14 protein-coding genes are annotated in these 18,579 nt (G+C 45.4%); 6 read left to right on the top strand and 8 right to left on the bottom strand.

Features of this window, described 5'->3' with window-relative positions; translation table 11 throughout:
- The first annotated feature begins 370 nt into the window (after positions 1 to 370).
- The gene (locus tag BMX69_RS20280; RefSeq protein ID WP_160117889.1) at positions 371 to 2,050 is read left to right on the top strand and encodes a methyl-accepting chemotaxis protein; all 1,680 of its coding nucleotides are present in this window, start codon (positions 371 to 373) and stop codon (positions 2,048 to 2,050) included.
- Positions 2,051 to 2,146: 96 nt separating this feature from the next.
- On the opposite strand, the gene BMX69_RS20275 is transcribed toward BMX69_RS20280, so the two are convergent.
- The 4 genes from BMX69_RS20275 to BMX69_RS20260 form a co-directional block, all read right to left on the bottom strand.
- Positions 2,147 to 2,674 (bottom strand): shikimate kinase, encoded by a 528-nt coding sequence (locus tag BMX69_RS20275; protein ID WP_054791284.1) that lies wholly within the window; start codon positions 2,672 to 2,674, stop codon positions 2,147 to 2,149.
- Positions 2,671 to 3,237, bottom strand: a complete 567-nt coding sequence (locus tag BMX69_RS20270) for a flavin reductase family protein (protein WP_054791324.1) — start codon at positions 3,235 to 3,237, stop codon at positions 2,671 to 2,673. Before BMX69_RS20270 ends, BMX69_RS20275 begins: the two co-directional genes overlap by 4 nt.
- 103 nt (positions 3,238 to 3,340) lie before the next feature.
- Positions 3,341 to 5,011, bottom strand: a complete 1,671-nt coding sequence (locus BMX69_RS20265; protein ID WP_100043352.1) for a putative manganese-dependent inorganic diphosphatase — start codon at positions 5,009 to 5,011, stop codon at positions 3,341 to 3,343.
- Between the two features lie 343 nt (positions 5,012 to 5,354).
- Complete coding sequence (locus tag BMX69_RS20260) at positions 5,355 to 8,642, bottom strand: DUF5107 domain-containing protein (protein WP_054791283.1); 3,288 nt, start codon at positions 8,640 to 8,642, stop codon at positions 5,355 to 5,357.
- A gap of 163 nt (positions 8,643 to 8,805) precedes the next feature.
- On the opposite strand from BMX69_RS20260, the gene BMX69_RS20255 reads away from it, so the two are divergent.
- Complete coding sequence (locus BMX69_RS20255) at positions 8,806 to 9,654, top strand: AraC family transcriptional regulator (protein WP_054791282.1); 849 nt, start codon at positions 8,806 to 8,808, stop codon at positions 9,652 to 9,654.
- Between the two features lie 54 nt (positions 9,655 to 9,708).
- Here BMX69_RS20255 and BMX69_RS20250 read toward each other — a convergent pair whose 3' ends face one another.
- From BMX69_RS20250 to BMX69_RS20240, 3 genes are all read right to left on the bottom strand, one after another.
- Positions 9,709 to 10,767 carry an arabinose ABC transporter substrate-binding protein gene (locus BMX69_RS20250; protein WP_100043351.1) on the bottom strand — a complete coding sequence of 353 codons (1,059 nt, stop codon included), beginning with the start codon at positions 10,765 to 10,767 and terminating at the stop codon, positions 9,709 to 9,711.
- Positions 10,768 to 10,833: 66 nt separating this feature from the next.
- Positions 10,834 to 11,820, bottom strand: a complete 987-nt coding sequence (locus tag BMX69_RS20245; RefSeq protein ID WP_025230748.1) for an ABC transporter permease — start codon at positions 11,818 to 11,820, stop codon at positions 10,834 to 10,836.
- Positions 11,820 to 13,325, bottom strand: coding sequence for a sugar ABC transporter ATP-binding protein (locus BMX69_RS20240; RefSeq protein ID WP_054791281.1), 1,506 nt, complete (start codon positions 13,323 to 13,325; stop codon positions 11,820 to 11,822). The genes BMX69_RS20245 and BMX69_RS20240 overlap by 1 nt, the downstream gene beginning before the upstream one ends.
- 360 nt (positions 13,326 to 13,685) lie before the next feature.
- Here BMX69_RS20240 and BMX69_RS20235 point away from each other — a divergent pair, with 360 nt between their 5' ends.
- From BMX69_RS20235 to BMX69_RS20220, 4 genes are all read left to right on the top strand, one after another.
- Positions 13,686 to 14,783: an aldose epimerase family protein gene (locus BMX69_RS20235; protein WP_054791280.1), complete on the top strand. Its 1,098-nt coding sequence runs from the start codon at positions 13,686 to 13,688 to the stop codon at positions 14,781 to 14,783.
- A gap of 89 nt (positions 14,784 to 14,872) precedes the next feature.
- Entirely contained in the window at positions 14,873 to 15,562 is a 690-nt protein-coding gene (locus BMX69_RS20230) for a Crp/Fnr family transcriptional regulator (protein WP_054791279.1), read from the top strand.
- Positions 15,563 to 15,687: 125 nt separating this feature from the next.
- Positions 15,688 to 16,386, top strand: coding sequence for a DUF542 domain-containing protein (locus tag BMX69_RS20225; RefSeq protein ID WP_054791278.1), 699 nt, complete (start codon positions 15,688 to 15,690; stop codon positions 16,384 to 16,386).
- Between the two features lie 2 nt (positions 16,387 to 16,388).
- The gene (locus BMX69_RS20220; RefSeq protein ID WP_054791277.1) at positions 16,389 to 17,576 is read left to right on the top strand and encodes an oxygen-binding di-iron domain-containing protein; all 1,188 of its coding nucleotides are present in this window, start codon (positions 16,389 to 16,391) and stop codon (positions 17,574 to 17,576) included.
- Positions 17,577 to 17,633: 57 nt separating this feature from the next.
- Here the strand turns inward: BMX69_RS20220 and BMX69_RS20215 are convergent, their stop codons facing one another.
- Entirely contained in the window at positions 17,634 to 18,578 is a 945-nt protein-coding gene (locus BMX69_RS20215) for an ROK family glucokinase (RefSeq protein ID WP_100043350.1), read from the bottom strand.
- Position 18,579 lies beyond the last annotated feature (1 nt).

The following is an 18,579-nucleotide window of genomic DNA, read 5'->3' as shown; positions in this document are numbered from 1 at the left end:
AAACGGTATTTTTTATACAGATATTCACTCTTCCAGTTCAATGACCAGTCCTTTATCCGAATGAAGAATCCTATAAATTCCTTCCTGTCCGGAAACGGCAAAATATTTTTTCAGCAGATGTTTTGCTTCCCCATCGCTTTCAACTACAGTGAGATAATCATAGCTGCTAAATTTTGCACGTAACCATCTACTATATTGACTAAAATCGGAAAGATAACTATAATTATTAGTAATTCCATATTCAGGAAATTTAAGAAAAGATATAATATAGAATCATTATGAAATATTATGTCAAATCCGACATTTATCCAAAAATTCATGGAACAAACGTAATAAGGCAAAATAAACTAAAACCATGGAGGAACATTGTATGTTAAAAAAACGAAAGGTAGGAAACCGGCTGCTTGCTGCATTTCTCATCGTTGTATTGTTTTCAGGCTTAGCCGGAACCATCGGAATTCTGCTCATTCGGACCGTTAATGAGAAATATCATACTGCATTGCAGGATTATGGATTTGCCCAGGGCGATATCGGAAGCCTGGGACAGGCGTTTCAGGCTCACCGTGCAACAATTTTATACATAATTTTTTCGGAAGATTCTGCGGAAACTGCCAATCAGAAGGAAAACCTAAGCAAACAGATTGAAATGATAAACCAGAAAATGGAACTGGTACAGGGGCAGATGAAGACAGCCTCGGAAAAAGAGCTTTACAGCAAGCTTACAGAAAAAATGAAATCCTATGAGGCGGTCCGCAGCCATACCATTGAGCTTGCATCGACATCTCCCAAGGAGGCTATGACTACGTTCCGAAGCCAGGCAGCTCCCCTGGCAGCGGAGATTGCAGATACGATCAATACCATGTTGTCAGATAAGTCAACAACCGGTGATTTAAGGTCTGCCGATCTTTCCCGCCTGACATCCATATTCATTGCAATTATGGGCACCATCATCCTCATTTCCATTGTTACATCCGTTATCATTGCAATCGCCATTACAAGAGGGATCACCCGTCCCATTGACGAACTGAAAGCGGTTGCAGACCGGATGGCCCAGGGAGATTTGAAATGCATTCTGGAATATCGTTCAGAAGATGAGCTAGGACATCTTGCAGACAGTATGAGGACGATGATGGGGCGTTTATCCTACTATATGGATTATATTTCTTCCACCACAAGCCAGATGGCCCAGGGAAATTTTAATATTCCTCATGACTCAGAGGAGTTTAAAGGGGAGTTCCGTTCCGTACAGCTCTCCATACAGAATCTTACTGATTCCTTAAATGATGTCATGGCTAAAATAACCCAGTCCTCAGACCAGGTGGCCTCAGGTGCTGAACAGGTGGCAGGCAGTGCCCAGGCTTTAAGCCAGGGTGCGACCGAACAGGCTTCCTCTATTGAAGAGCTGGCTGCCACCATCAATGATATTTCCAATAACATAAACCATAATGCGGAGAATGCAAAAGAAACAAACCAGCAGGTAAGCAATACCGCATCAGAGCTGGAATTTGGTAAAACTCAGATGCAGGATCTGACAAATGCCATGGAGGATATCAGCAGTGCCTCCTCAGAAATCGGAAAGGTTATCAAAACCATAGAGGACATTGCCTTCCAGACCAATATCCTGGCCCTTAACGCAGCCGTAGAAGCAGCAAGGGCTGGAGAGGCCGGAAAGGGCTTTGCAGTTGTTGCAGACGAGGTCCGCAACCTGGCCAACAAAAGTCAGGAAGCTTCCAAAAATACCTCTGCATTAATTGAGCATACCCTGGCTTCCATTGAGGCTGGAAATCATATTGCCAAGGAGACTGCAAAATCCATGGACCGCATTGTCCAGTCTTCCAAAACAGCAGCGGACTTAGCATACCAGATATCATCCGCATCAAAGGATCAGGCATTTGCAGTTGCCCAGGTAACTCAGGGAATTGATCAGATATCAAGTGTGATTCAAACCAATTCCGCCACATCAGAGGAAAGTGCTGCTGCGAGTCAGGAAATGGCCGGGCAGGCTCAGATGCTGAAGCTATTAATTGGAAAGTTTCAGTTAAAAGTTTAAAACAAAAAAGGTGTCCAAAAGCCGTAATTTGACTTTAGAGACACCTTTTAAATTTCCCGTAAATATTCAGGGTGATTATGAAAACTGGCGAGGCGATTATGTAGTCAGGCCGAACCTTTCCTCCATAATGGCTCTTAACCTGTCTACCGTCTTTCCTGCATCAAGGCCGTTTTCATCAATGGTTATGTCGGCATATTTTTCATAATAAGGTACCCGTTCCTCGTATAAGTCTTTTAAGGTCATTCCGTCCTTTAAGACAACTCCCCGGTCTACCAGATTACCCAGCCGTTCTTCCACGCTTTCATAGCTAAGCTTTAAATAAACCACAGTACTGATCTCTTTTAAATGCTCCATAGCTTCTTTTCCATAGATCACGCTGCCTCCCGGGGCAATGACGCTATGGCGGACATTAAGGCAGGCATTGATCCTGTTTTCCACAGCCAGAAAGCCATCCTGGCCCTCTTTTTCAATAATTTCCTTTAATAGGCAGCCTTCCTGCTCCTGAATTACAATGTCCACGTCCACAAAAGAATATCCAAGGCGTTTTGCCAGCAAAACGCCTACTGTGCTTTTACCAGAAGCCGGCATACCGATCAGCGTAATGTTATTAAGCTTACTCGTCATTTGTTTTTCCTCCTGCCCGACGGCTTTTTTCCTGCCTTTTTCACAGAATAGCCGAAACTTCCAAGCTTTTTCCCCAGTTCAAAATATTCCCCATGAGAATAGGATATAAGTCCTGCATCATTAAGGTGGAACTTCCCTTTTTCGTCCATGTACCGGCTGTTTACGGTCACTCCAACCACCTCTGCCAAAAACAGGTCATGGCTTCCCAGAGGCTTGATCTCCACAACTCTGCAGGCTAAATTCACCGGGCTTTCCTCTATTCCGGGGGCTTTTACATGTTCCAGGGAACAAGGCGTCAGCCTCATTTCTGCAAATTTATCCACTTCCCTGCCGGACTTCACCCCGCAGTAATCGGTCGCCCGCACCAGATCCTTTGTCACCAGATTTACCACAAACTCTCTGGTTTCTTTTATGATTTTATGGGAATGCCGTTCCGGGCGGATGGATATAGACAGCATGGCCGGGGTGGAACATATGGTTCCTGCCCATGCCACGGTAATGATATTGGGTTTTTCCCCTTCCCTCTGGCAGCTCACCATAACCGCCGGAACCGGATAAAGCATGTTTCCAGGCTTCCAGGAAACCCTGCTGTTTTTTACGGTCTTTATATTTTCATTTGTTTTTCTATATTCATTGGTTTCTTTCTTTTTCATTGACGACAGCCTCCTATTCCTGAACCGCCAGCATAATGCCAGGAATCAACTGTTTCTTTCTGGATACCACGCCGGGAAGACTTACGATATGGTCTTCTGCCGTCCCTTCCTCTTCCTCTGCGCGGAAAGCTCCGAGAACCATCTGTTTTGCTCCCTGACCCTCACATAACAGAACCGTAGATTCCGTCAGAATGTTGGTAAGCATGAAAAACATCATGTCTACACCATGCTCTTTTCTTGCTTTTTTCATGTATGGAGGCATACGGTCCTTCAGTTCATCCAGTTCACTGGCGTTTAAGGAGCTGATCTGTCCCACTCCAAAGGACACCTTACCAAGTGTGAATTTTTTGAAATCCTGATAAAAGATCTCCCCATCCGTCTTTCCCTTTAGGTTACTTCCTGCCGCGAACATGGAGGAAGCGTATTTCTCCACCTGGATCCCTGCGATATCCGCAAGGACAAGAGCTGCCTTTTTATCAGACTCCGTGCAGGTAGGGGAACGGAATAAAAGCGTATCTGAGATAATGGCGCTGCACAGAAGGCCTGCAATCTTCGGTTCAATTTCTATGCTATTTTCCATATACATCTGATATACGATGGTAGCTGTACAGCCTACCGGCTGATTGCGGAAAAATACAGGAGATATGGTTTCTACGGTGCCGAGCCTGTGATGATCAATGATCTCCAGAATTTCTGCACTTTCCATGCCTTCCACCGCCTGGGTTTTCTCATTATGGTCCACCAGGATCAGACGCTTTCCTTTTGCACCAAGCAAATTCCGGCGGGAAATCATTCCCATGTATTTTCCATCCTTATCAAGAATCGGGAAATCCCGGTGGCGCTTACTTGCCATGACATCTTTTATTTCATCAATATAATCGTCTTCTTCAAAGGAAATCAACCCTTCGGTAGTCATGAAGTAGCTGATAGGAATGCTCTGATTCACCAGTCGGGCTGCCGTATATGTGTCGTAAGGGGTGGTCATGACCGTACAGCCACGCTCCTGAGCCAGCTTTTTGATCGTCATGGATACCGCTGCTCCTTCGCATACAATGATGCAGGCCGCTTCCATCTCAATCGCGCATAGCTGGGATTCATAACGGTTCCCCAGGATCACTAAGTCGCCTTTGGAAATGTAATATTCCATCATATCAGGATTGGCCGCTGCGATAAGGACCTTGCCATGATTGAAATATTCGCCCTTTCCACCGACTACCATGGCCCCTTCTAAGGTTTCCACAATATTTTCATACTGGGTATTTGCCTTTGATAAAATGCTGCTGTCATAAACGTTCATATAGGACTTGGCAATATCACCTACTGTGATCAGTCCTTCTAACATCCCATCCTCGGTCACCGTGGGTATGGTGACTACATTTGCTTCCTGCATCAGTTTCCAGGCCTTTTTTAAGGACAGGTTTTTCTTAACACCTCTTGTCTTACGAATATCGATATCACGGACCTGTGTCTTCACATTTTCCACAAGCTCCGGCGCTTCCACTTCAAAATAATGAAGCACGAATTGTGTCTCCTCATTGACGTGACCAGCCCTTCCTGGCTGATATTCTTCTCCGGTCAGCTTTCTTTTTAGATTTGCATAACAGATGGCAGAACAGATGGAATCTGTATCTGGATTTTTATGGCCTATTACGATAGTCTTTCTGTTCTTATAATTTTCTCCCATACTTTCCTCCTTTTTTCATAATGTGTTTACAGGTCGTTCATATTCCGTTCATATATATTTTTTATACTAAATACATAGAAAATATATGAGTCAAATTGATTTAATCGTCAAATTGCACATAGATTTTTCATAATTGCCCCGATTGCCTGTCAATCGGGGTCTCCTCATTTTATGAAGCTTTTTCTTTGTGAAGTATTCCCATTATATCATAATTTAGTAAATTGTAAATAAGAGGACGGGTCGTTATAGCCGTTGAAGAACTTAAAAACCAAAAAATAAAAGAAAGAGGGAGGAAGAGATGTTATAAAAACATCCCTCCTCCCATTGCTTTTCTGTCTCCATTTTATATCATATTTATATACCTGAATGCATTTAAATGGGCATTATCCAGCTGTATGGTTTCCATGAAAGCTTCCTTCGCCCCCTTTATATCTCCAAGCCCAATTTTTCCAAGCCCTGTAAGATAGTTGCAATGGGCTTTGTTTTTCTTATCTAGGTCATCTTCATAAATCAGGAAATCGGGCAGGGATACGGCGAAATATTCAATCTTTATGTTATCGAACATATGCTGTTCTCCGTAATCCAGCAGCTTATAGAACCTGGCCCTGGCCTCCACCGGTTTTCCCAGCTTTTCCTTAGCGAGCCCCTGGTAATAAATCATATCCGCAGGCTGGTCATTGTAATACATCATGCCTGCCGGTTCATCCGTTCCCACACTGGCCGCTTCATAACAGGCTCTTGCTGCCTCAGTCTTTCCCAGATTCTCCATGACAACACCCAGATAATAATTGATATGATTGTCCTTTGTTCCTTCTAACTTTCCTTCTCCCAGATTCTCCGGATACTTCAGGGCATTTGTCAGGTATTCTTCCGCCCTGCCCCAATCCTTTGCATCCATAGCCTGCCTGGCCAACTCCACAAGGGAGACCACATACTGGGCGGTCACTTTTCCCTCTCCGCCTTCCCATGGATGGAATTTATAGCTCATAATGAATTCATATGCCTCTCCGTAACGTCCCGAAAGATTTAAAAGCGTCGCATACTCAATCATCAGATCGTCACGCTTCATAAATACATCTCTTGCAGCTTCATACTTTTTCAGACGTTCTGCCACGGGCATATCCAGCTTTTTGTAAAGCTGATCCAATTCCAAAAAGATCCTTGCATCGGCCGGGTTCAGGCCATAGGCCTTTTCCATGGCCTCTCTTGCCTTTTCCCTGTCCTTTTCTTTGTTGTAATAAGCCAGTGATAAATTTCTCCACACGGTTGGGAACCGGGGATTTAACCGGGCAGACTGTTCCCAATAAGAAATGGCAGTATGATACTGAAGCTTATCATAATATAAATTACCCAGATAATAATTGGCGTTGGCTCCTTCCAGATCCTTTTCCGCCGCAAACTTAAGCACTGAGATGTCCTCCAGCTTATTAGGGAAACAGTAATCCGTGCTGCACCTCTCTGCCTGCTCTAAAGCTTCTTTTAAAGCTTCAGATCCGTCTTTTCCCATAAGCTTCAGATAGTAGGCTTTATAATAATAGAGCATGGGCCATTTCACGGAGCACTGTTCCAGGGTCTGGACGGCGGCTTCGTATGCACCGAATTCTGCATAATGTCTGGCTGCCATTAAGTAGTTTTCGTGAAAGCCTCTGGCCATCCGGCTTATCTCCATCCGGATTTCCTCCTGACGTCCTGGCTCCAGATATGCTGCTTCCAAGCGGGATATATAGTCAAAGGAGTCCACCTTCAAATTCTCCTCAATGAGAGCCCTGGCTTCTGCCGTCCTGTCCAGCCTGCGTAAGAGATAGGCGTTTAAGGCTCTGGCCTTTACATTATGTGAATTTCTCACCAGTCCCTTTTCCACAAATTCCAGAGCACTTTCATAATTTCCTCTCATGGATTCAATGCAGGAAAGATAATAAAAACTCATTTCCTGCTGCTCGCCTGACCACGTAGCCTTATAAAAGGCATCAAAGGCTTCCTCAATCTTCCCCTGATACAAAAGCGCCAGGCCCAGATTGTAGTAAGGCTCAGAGTCATAAGGGTTGGGGTTTTTCCGAACAGCCCGTTTTAACGCCTTCCTGAAATGTTCCTCTGCCTCCTCAAAGCAGCCTCTTCGCATGAGCAGGGAGCCATAGGCATTATTGATGCGGATATCTTCAGGATCCCTTTTTAAGCCTTCTATGTAATAAGGATCCGGTCTGTAAGTAGCATGGCGGTACTGCTCGATATGAAGCCCAGTAAGATATAACTCTTCATTTGTCATGATCTTTTCCGGATCATCGGCCGCTTTTGCAGGGCTTGGAAGCTTTGGAACCTCCTTCTTTAAGGGGGTGTAGGAAACCAGCTCCCTTTCACCGGAAAGTACTTTTAGAGTCAGCCTTGTCTCATCCTCCACGCCGGTATGCAGCGTCTTTTCATAAGTATGGACTGGAGAAAGAAGGGTAATTTCATCGAGAAGCGTCTCCTTCCCGTATGTCAGCAGAATCCTCGCATCCGGATACTCCTGGGTTCCGTATGCAGCAATATGGATCTCATTTTCCCTTGTCTCCAGGTTTATAACGGCGTGAATGGAGGCGTTTTTCACAGGGCCAACGGCTTTATAAGGCATGAAATACTGGGTAAAGGTTTTTTCTTCCATAGGCTTTAACCAGGTAAAATCCGGCTGATTATCCGTGTAAACACCGGTCATCAGTTCAATGTAAGGACCGTCCTCATCGGTCAGATTCCGGTCCCAGGCCTTTCCGAAATCCCCGCAGCCCCAGGTCCACTGCTTCTTTCCTGGCGAAATGTGATGGTCTGCCACATGAAGAATTCCCGCCCCTACCTGGTAATCATATCCTCCTACAAAGTTAAACTCACTCTTTTCAGCCATGTAAGAGGTAGGTACCGGAATATTCTTATAACGGGAAATATCAATGCCTTCACTGTAGTCATGCTTATAATAAACTCCCGTGGCAATGGGGAAACGGGATACATCCCTTTTCCCATGATCCATAACGGCATGGACATCCGGCGGGAAGATGGACTGAGTGTAATCATTGACCGGAACTGCCGGGTTTGCCCACCATAAAAAGGTCTGGGGCATTGGCGTGGGGTTGTAAAGCTGGCCCTTTATCTCAATATAAGCTTTTCCGGGATGCAAGGTGAAACTGGCCTCCCCCTTGGTTCCGTACATCTGGTCCACATCGCAGACCCGGCAGGTTTTAGAACCATCCTCATGTTCTAACAGCATATAGTCCACAGGAGAATAAGTGGTCGGCCGGTGGTGCTGGGGCCAGTTAAATTCAATCCCGCCGCTGATCCAGGGGCCGCAGAGCCCTACCAGGGCTGGCTTTATGACGTGGTTGTAATAGACGAAATCATATTGATTCGTTTTATCAAAGGCCCGCTGGATTCTTCCGCCAAGCTCGGGAAGTATCATTACCTTTAAGTATTCATTTTCCAGCCAGACTGCCTGATAGGCTTTGTCCGTCCTGGTATCATGGATCTTCTCAATGGTAGGATAAGGGTAAATTTTTCCTGAGCTTCCCTGATAAACACGGCTTTCCAGAAACATCGGATTTTTATCCGCTTCCCCCACCTCATAAGTGGGTATGACGATGGACTCCTCCCATATTTTTACTGCTTCCATTCTTAGACCTCCTTTTAAGTTCTTGCTTATACTATATAATCTTTTATCATGATTTTCATTAGCTTTAGTTGCTTACTAGTTTATAAAAATTGCTCTAATTTTTATTGACGAATTACCGTTTATTCTCTATAATGGTTTCATAAAAAGAAAGGAGGGCCCATATATGCTGTCTACAGAACGCGGGGTCATCTCAGGGTCGGATTATTATGTTTATACGCCCAGTGCCCTTGCAAAAAGAATTTTCTTATATCCCATCAACATGGGACTTTTCCGGTACGAGCCCGGATATTCCCTTCATCGGAATTCCTATGACAGCTTCCTCATCATGTTCATCCGGAGAGGAGAATGCCAGGTTGAAACAGGCGGACGAGTCTTTCATGCAGGCGAAGGGCAGGTAGTGATACTAAACTGCTTTGAACCTCACGCCTACTGGACGGCAACGGGCTGGGAGGCGGAATGGCTCCATTTTGACGGCATAGGTGCGGCAGGATATTATGATGCGATCCTGGACGGCGGCCCTCCGGTCATTACCCTGAGGGATACCTACCGTCTGGAAAAATATCTGCACAAAATTTATCTGCAGTTTCGGGAGTGTATTTCCATCAAAGAGGCCTGGCTGAACAATTACATTGTTAATATATTAACGGAACTTTTGGTTAACAGGGACTTTGAGCGCTCTGAAAACGTCTCTTCCAGCATCATTGAGGACACCATTGCCTACATCAACGAACATCTGACCGATCCTCTTACCCTAAAGGATCTGGCGGATCAGGCTTCCTTAAGCCCCTTTTATTTCAGCCGGCTGTTTAAAAAGGAATCCGGATTTTCACCTCACGAATATGTGATCGCCGCCAGGGTCAACAATGCCAAGTTCCTTTTAAAGTCCCTGGACATCTCCATCAAGGACATATGCTTCAGCACAGGCTTTACCAGTGAAAGCAGCTTTTGCACCACCTTTAAAAAAGTGACGGGAATCACGCCTTCCGAATACCGTTTTTCTATCAGGAACTGAAAAAAGCGCCCCTGCATTGCAGAGGCTGCTTTTTTTCATCACCGGGCAATCGGTTTATTCCGCTGCTTTCCCCATCACTTCCTTATAATTATCGGGGGTAACGATCACCGCATCTACGGCTGTCTCTATAGGAACCTCTTTTCCGCTGATCACATCGTATAATACATTGACCGAGCCTGCTCCTACCGAATCAGAGGAGAAATAAGCTGCTGCCTTCATGCAGGTTCCGTCGGCTCCCTTATTGTTCCACTCATCTTTTGCCATATAAGCTCCAAGGCCTACTGCAATTGCATTGGCATCTAATCCTGCGCTTTCCAAGGCACGGACTGCACCGATCGTACCTTCTTCATTGGCTCCCGTTACCAGCCACTTTTTGATTTCCGGATGGGCGGTGATGACTGATGTAGCAGCTACATTGCCCTTATCTGTAGTCCCGTCATGATCGGCTTTGAAAATCCGCTCTTTCGGAAAATCAGGGCAAACTTCCGTAAACTTGTCTAATTCTCCTTCAGCCCTGGGAACACAGGAGGAAACCGTATCCATGGTCAGAATCATCAGCCCGCATTCCGGATCTTCTGCCAGATTATTATTATTGGCATAATCCGCCAGCCACTGGCCGTTGGCCTGTCCGATTACGTATGCATTAATGCCCACCCATGGAGCGATCTTTTCTCCTGACTCCGTCTGGAGCGCATCATCGGCTGATACTATCGGGATGCCAGCTTCCTTGCATTTATCAACCACAGCCTGAGACATGGTCTGGTCCGGGATACAGGTAACGATCCCCTTTGCCTTATTTGCAATGGCATTGTCAATGGCCTTTAAGTATTCTTCCGGATTCATTTTTGCATCCACATAGATAAATTCATCGCCCTTTTCTTCCACTGCCTTTTGGGCCGCTGCCCCTTCGTCAATGAACCATGTCTGATCCCCGGCCTTGTAGATTCCATAAACGACACCCTTTGCCCCTGCTTCCGTCTGGGTCCCGCCTGTTGTTGTCTCTGCCGTACCTGCTGTCGTGGTTTCCGCCGGCTTTGCATCGTCAAATCCGCTGCAGGCTGTTAACCCCATTGCCATTGCTGCTGCCAAAATAATCGCTGCTGTTTTTTTCATGATTTAAACCCTCCTGTTTTAATTTTTGCTCTATCTTCAGAAAACCTGATGGTTTCCTTTGGAACGTTATAAATTCTTCATGGATGCTGCCAGTAAATCCCGCTCTCTTTTCTGTTTTCTTAAATAGTCTGTTGCCAGGGCAAATAAGAGAAGCCCTCCCTTTGCCACAAACTGCCAGAAACTGGGGACATTTACCATAGTAAGACCTGTATTAAAGGACTGGATCAGTATGATTCCAAGGATGGTTCCTCCCATATTTCCAACTCCGCCGATGAAAGAAACACCGCCCAGAATAACCGCCGTAATAGCGTCAAATTCCAGGTTCACATTAGCCGCAGGCTGGCCGGAATTCATACGGGCCGCGAAGATGATCCCGCCGATGGAGCAGAGGATTCCCATCATCACATAACAGGTGGTAATGATCCTTTTGGGATTTAATCCTGCAAGTCTGGCAGCTTCCATGCTGCCGCCGATGGCGTATACGCTTCTTCCGAATTTCGTTTTGGAAAGTATGATGCCAAAGATGATGATACAGATCACCATGATCCATACGGAAAGGGGAATGTTTAAGATCCTTGCTTTTCCCAGGATGAGAAAGGTCCTGTTGCTGATGGAAACCGGTTTTCCGCCGCATATGATATAGGCAAAGCCTCTGATAATGGACTGGGTCACCAGGGTTGCAATAAAGGCCTCCAGATGAATCCGGTTCACCATAAAGGAATTGAAAAATCCGATAAGAATCCCGCAGCCAATGGTAAGAATCAGCGCAACCCCGAAAGGAACTCCCTTGCCTACTAAAAGAGCCGCCATAACGCCGGAAAACGCTGCCACAGAGCCAGGGGACAAGTCATTCTGCCCTGCAATGATTAAATATGTATGGCCCACAGCCACCAGCCCTACAAGGGATGCCGCCACAAGAATATTGATTAAGTTCGTAACCGAAAGAAAGTTCTTATTCAGAGAGGTAAAAAGCCCAAATACCACCACGATTGCCGCAAGCAGTACGATCTTGTCACCATTTATTTTGATTCTGCTTTTCTTATTTGTTCCCATTAATCCTGTACCTCCCCAATCATACCCAGGCTCAGAAGCTTGCTTTCGGTCGCTTCCTCCGCCGCTATTTCTCCTGTGATTCTCAGTGATTTCATAACAATGATCCGGTCCGACAGACCGATGACCTCAGGAAGCTCAGAGGATATCAGAATGATCCCCAGTCCTTCCTTGGCAAATTTACAGATCATATGATAAAATTCTGATTTGGCGCCTACGTCAATCCCCTTGGTCGGCTCATCCAGGATGAGCACCTTCGGATTCGTGCTGATCCAGCGGGCCACAATACATTTCTGCTGGTTTCCGCCGGAAAGCTCCACGATCTTTTTGTCAGGAGACGGAGTCTTGATCTTAAAATCCTGGATTCCCTTTTGTGCCAGCTCCTCTTCCTTCTCTCCGTTTACAAACCCCAGCCTGTTGGAGTTGGTATCCAGCATGGCAATGTTCATATTATCACTGACGCTTAAATTTGAAAGAATCCCCTGAAGCTTCCGGTCCTCCGGCACCAGAACAATCCCATGCTCCATGGCTTCATGAGGAGAGCGGTTGCGTATGTTCTTTCCTTCCAGATAGATCTCACCGCCTTTTACCTCGTCAGCTCCAATGATGGCCCTCATAAGTTCCGTCCTTCCCGCCCCTACAAGACCGGAAAAGCCTAACACCTCTCCTTTTCGCAGTACAAAGGAATTTTCTTTTACATAGTCCGAGGATAAGTTTTTCACCTCCAGAAGTACATCTCCAATCACTTTGTTCTTGTCTAAGCTTCTGTAAATATCCCCCAGGTCGCGGCCCACCATCATTCGGATCAGTTCCGCTTCCGGCACCGCTCCTGTCTCCACCGTGGCCACGTAGCGCCCGTCTTTAAAAATTGCCACCTTATCCGTAATCCTCCGAAGCTCGTCCATGCGGTGGGATACATAGATGATGATCTTTCCCTCTTCCTTTAACTTCCCAATGATCCTAAATAAAGATTCGATCTCCGAATCCGACAGGGAGGCCGTAGGCTCGTCAAAGCAGATCACCTTTAGATTTTCTCTGGAATAGGCCTTCATAATCTCCACCATCTGCTGATAGGCGATACTTAAATCCTTTACCTTAGTGGTTGGACTAATGGGAAGGCCAAAATCCTCTATGATTTTTGCAGTCATCTCATTTGCCTTACGGATATCGATGAATCCCAGCCTGTTTGCAGGCATTCTTCCCAGATAAATATTCTCCGCCACGGATAATTCCAATAGAATCTGCCGCTCCTGATATATGACGGAAATCCCTTCCTCAATGGCCTCATGAGGAGATTGAAAATGCTTCTCAAATCCATCAAGGAGATATTTTCCCCCGGTAGGCTGGTAATCCCCATTGAGCACCTTTAACAGGGTGGACTTGCCGGCCCCGTTTTCCCCTAAAAATGCCAGAACCTCCCCGGAATGTGCCTGAAAGGATACCTGGTCCAACGCCTTTACTCCGGGAAAATATTTGGATATATTCTGGAATTCCAATACGCTCCCCATGTCTTACCTCCTCTTTTTTATTCCAGCTTTCTGTTTTAATAAGTTCATTATATCATTGAAACAAAATTCATCATTATGTAGGTTTGCTCTATCATTGCGAAAATTTGCTCTCATTTATCACGGTCCCTCCTTCCTATATGATGAAACGGCCTGCTTCCGTTCAAAATTTTGCCATCAATCCTCTTTTTTACCACAAATTGCACCTTGGCTCTCTTTTCGCACCTGTTCCTCCGGACCGTTAATTATCTGGATCCCATTGCTTTCTCTTGCTCTGTCATTTTGAAAAATTGCTCTTCTATTTTTTTGCCCTTTCCCTTTCATGGACAAATCCTTATACTGGTTTTAATGGAGGACATGTGTATGAAAATCAAAACCAGAGAATTATGGAATCAGGCGGGAACCGCTTATACGGTTTATGATATGAGCACCAGCCTGGGCATGACGGTTTCCATAACGGCGCTTGGAGCGGCCATTCTACAGATTGCCATAAGAGATGAAAGCGGCAGGGAACAGCCAATCACCCTGGGCTTTGAGAATATGGAACCATATGAAAACTGTATCTGCTATGCAGGAGCCACCCTTGGGCCAAATGCCGGAAGAATCGGGGAAGCCTTACTTCCTGTAGGACCGCAAATATGCCGGCTTTCAAAAAATGACGGGAAGAACCAACTCCACGGAGGGATAAATAACTTATCAGTCCAACTCTGGCAGGTAACCTCTGTGGCTTCCGGTCTGGAATCGGCCTCTATCCTGCTGTCTGCAATCCAGCCAGACGGCCTGGATGGGTATCCGGGCAACAGGATCTATCAAGTAAAATATACCCTGGAAGACACCAACTGGCTTACCATAGAATACACCGCGGTGACGGACGCTCCTACCTATATCAACATGTCCAACCACACCTACTGGAATCTATCCGGTGATTTTTCTGTCTCCGGTCTGGAACAGGAGGTTCAGATATTTGCAAATAACGTGTGCATAAATAATAAGGACCATCTGCCGGCCGATATCATTCCTGCCGCAGATTCCGTTTTTGACTTCCGTTCTCCCAGGCAGCTTCTATCCCTAATCCGTTCTGTAAAAAGCCCTGTCTGCAAGGAGCAGCTTTCCATTGGAAAGGGATACAATAACGCCTACATCCTTAACAGAAATCAGTCGTTCCGTCCGCTTCGGTCTGCAAAACGGCCTGCAGAGATTCATAAGGCCGGCATCCTGCGGGATAGGAGGACCGGACGAACCCTGAAAGTAATGACGGATGCACCCGCCCTGATTTTGTATTCAGGGGGATTTTTGCCTACTGGAATGGCTTTGTGCGGCGGTGTGCCCTCCTCCGCCTCTTGTGCCATTGCTCTGGAAGCACAGGATATCCCTGATGTGATGCATCTGCTGCCCGGCAATTACCGGCTCACCACCCCGGAGCAGCCGTTTTTCAGGACCATCCGGTACCATATTTCATAGATAAAAGCGCCATCCCTCTTGCCATACTCTCTTTGTTTATTATAATATAATTATCCATATAATAGTTAAATACCCGAAAGGAGAATGGCATGGAACTTAAATGTAGTTGCTGTAATAAATTGTGCACTTCAAAAATCCCTCTTTTTGAGTCCCTTTCTATTGAGGAGCAGAAGGAACTGGTATCAAGGGCCCGGCATCTGGATTACAAAAGAGGGGAAACGGTTTTTCATGAGTATGATCCTGCAGATAAAATACTGGTCATCCGTTACGGAAAGGTTAAGGTCAGCCGCTATTCCCTGGAAGGAAAAGAATACGTTTTTGATATACTGGCAGAAGGCGATATCTATGGAGAGCAGAACATATTCGGCGGAAAAGCCTTTGAAGCAAATGCCATTGCCCTGGGAGAATGCGGAGTATGTCTTATCTCCTTGACGGATATCCAGGAATTGATATTAAAAAAACCTGAAATCGGAGTCAAACTATTAAACGTGGTAGGACAAAAGCTGTCAGCGGCAAATGAGCTGGTGCAGCTATTGTCCGTCAACGATGCCAAGGCCCGTATCGCTGGCTTTCTTTTATTCAGAAGCAGCCGGATCAAGGGAGAAACCATTGAATTGACCAGAGACGATATATCCGCTTATATTAATGTCAGAAGAGAAACCATAAGCAGAAAGCTTGGAGAACTTCGCAAAGAAGGTGCTATTGAGCTAGAAGGGAATCGTAAGATCCACGTCAGAAATAAAGATATTTTAAGAGACATTTTTGATAATGAAACATAAAAAATAAATAGTTTTAAAATAATGATTTAAATCACATTTTTTATTCTCTTTTCCAGATATACTGGCCTTACAAACAAAAACAAACGTTTCTGAATACCATAGAATTCAGAAAAGAGGAGGAGAATATGATTACAGGTAAAATGAAAGTGACCGATGTTGTTAAGGCCTATCCGGAAGCAGTTGAGATCTTTAATGACTTTCATATTGATTATTGCTGCGGCGGAAAGGATGCCTTGGAAGAGGCCATACAGAAGCTGGGAATCGAATCAAAGAGCTTTATCGAACTGCTGAATAAAAAAATTGTGAATCAACCTAAACGATCAAACAAGGGACAAGTGCTGGCCGTGGAACGGCTGATGGAAATGGAAGTTCCAGACCTGATTGATTATATTATTAACACTCATCATTCGAAAGAAAGAATCCTGCTGGCAGAAATTGATGAGCTGATCAATAAGGTCTTGCTGGCTCATTACGAACACCATCAAGCACAGCTTGTTCCCTTACACGGGCTTTTTTCAGACTTGAGAAAGGAACTCCAGGAGCATTTTGCAAAGGAAGAAAAGCTTATTTTCCCTTATATGAAAAAAAGCTTTGCAGGTGACATGCGCTCCGGATATGTGAAGGATTTAGAGGTTGAACATGAAGCAGCCGGAAATCTGGTAAAAGAAATCACAGCCTGCACCAATGATTTTACTGCGCCGGAAGATGGCTGTGCCTCTTACCGCCTGGCATTTCAAAAGCTTCAGGAACTGATTAATGATGTGTATATTCATATATTTACTGAAAACTCACTGCTGTTTCCAAAATATGAAGGAGGAAATTGATCATGAAAAAACTTGTGAAAAATAATGTTTATTGGGTAGGAATCATGGATTGGGAGCTGGAATCCTTTCACGGAGCGGATTACTCCATTAATCATGGCTCAAGCCAGAACGCCTATTTAATCAGGGAAGAAAAGACAGTACTCATCGACACGGTATGGAAGCCGCATTCTACGGAATTTATAGATAATCTGGAAAAAGAGATTGATTTAAAGGAAATTGATTTTATTGTTGCCAACCACGGGGAAGTGGATCACAGCGGTTCCCTTCCTGCATTGATGGAGAAAATACCGGGCACACCTATTTATTGTACCGCAAACGGGGTGAAATCTCTTACCGGCCAGTATCACCATCCGGAATGGAATTATCAGGTGGTTAAGACAGGGGATTCCATTGATATCGGAAATGGGAAGAAGCTGGTCTTTGTGGAAATGAAAATGCTCCACTGGCCTGACAGCATGGCTACTTACCTGACAGGGGATCATATCCTCTTTTCCAATGACGCGTTTGGACAGCATTTTGCTGTGGAGGAATTATTTAATGATAAGGCTGACCAGTGCAGGCTTTGGGAGGAGGCTGTCAAATATTATGCCAATATTTTAACTCCGTTTTCTCCTCTTGTGAAAAAGAAAATTGAGGAAATTCAAGGGCTTAACCTGCCCATCGATATGATTGCCACCAGCCACGGTTCCATCTGGAGGGAGAATCCTTTGCAGATCGTGGAAAAATATTATGAATGGTCACAGAATTATCAGGAGGATCAAATCACCATTGTTTATGATACGATGTGGGATGGAACAAAACAGCTGGCCCACAAGATCAGTGCCGAAATTGCACGGATTTCGCCGGATACCAGGGTGAAGATTTATAATATTTCCAAGGTAAATAAAAATGATATTATGACAGAGGTGTTTAAATCAAAAGCAATTGCCCTTGGTTCCCCAACCGTAGGAGGCAGCATCCTTTCTTCTGTGGGAGGATGGCTTGATTTCCTGAAGGAACTGAAGTATAAGGGCAAAAAGGCGGCAGTATTTGGTTGCTATGGCTGGAGCGGAGAGGGAACAAAGGTCCTTCGGGAACGGCTGACTGATGCCGGCTTCTCGGTAGTGGAAACGGAAGCCAAGTGCCTTTGGAATCCGGAAGAAGAGGATTTTAATAAGGCGGCAGAAGTTGCTAAGGCGCTTTGCCAGTAATGTTTGTATTAGTATATTAAAAAAGAGGCGGATTCTTCCGAATCCGCCTCTTCATTCTTAATCCAGGATCAGCCTTGCTGCTCCATATATTCCTGCATCATTTCCCAGCTTAGCCAGGACGATTCCGCTCTTATTTTTGGAAATAGGTGTGTACTTGTCAAAATGTTTATATAGGATATCAATTAAGAAGGATCCGGCTTTTGAAACGCCGCCCCCAATAACAAAGACCTCCGGGTCTGTTACCATGGAAATCTGGGCCAGGGCAAGGCCAAGGTAATGGCCTACTACTTCCATGACCTCACAGGCCAGTGCGTCCCCTTCCTTGGCAGCATCCAGCACATCCTTTGCCGTTACGTTGTCTCCATATGTCCTGAGAACGGATGGGGTATCTTTTGCAGCCATTTTTCTTCTGGCTTCTCTTGCTATGCCTGTTGCGCTGGCTATCTGCTCCACACAGCCTATGCCTCCGCAATTACAGCTTTCTGTTTCATCGTCACGGATATGGACATGTCCGATCTCTCCGGCCAGGCCATGCTTTCCGGCAACAATCTTCTGGTCAATGATCACGCCGCCGCCTACTCCGGTGCCCAGGGTGACCATAACGATATCATCATAGCCTTTTCCGCCTCCCTGCCACATCTCTCCAAGTGCTGCAACATTGGCATCATTGCCGCTTTTTACTGGGATGCCGTGAAGCATCTCACTTAATTCTTTTTCTGGATACATATCACGCCAGCCCAGGTTTACACAGACTTCTACATACCCGCTGGGCATGACTGGGCCTGGGACTCCCATGCCTGCTCCTTTTACCTCATCCAGAGGAATATTCAGCTCTTTCAGGGTTTTCAGTATGGAAGCGGCGGTGTCGCTAAGGATGTATTTTCCGCCTTCTTCTTGTCTGGTGGGGACTTCCCACTTATGGATGAGCTCTCCTGTTATTTCAAATATTCCGATTTTTACAGATGTACCGCCTACATCTACACCGACACATTTCATTCCCATA

The sequence above is a fragment of the Lacrimispora sphenoides JCM 1415 genome (assembly GCF_900105615.1).
GTDB classification, from domain to species: domain Bacteria; phylum Bacillota; class Clostridia; order Lachnospirales; family Lachnospiraceae; genus Lacrimispora; species Lacrimispora sphenoides.
This window is presented reverse-complemented; position numbering and strand designations above follow the sequence as displayed.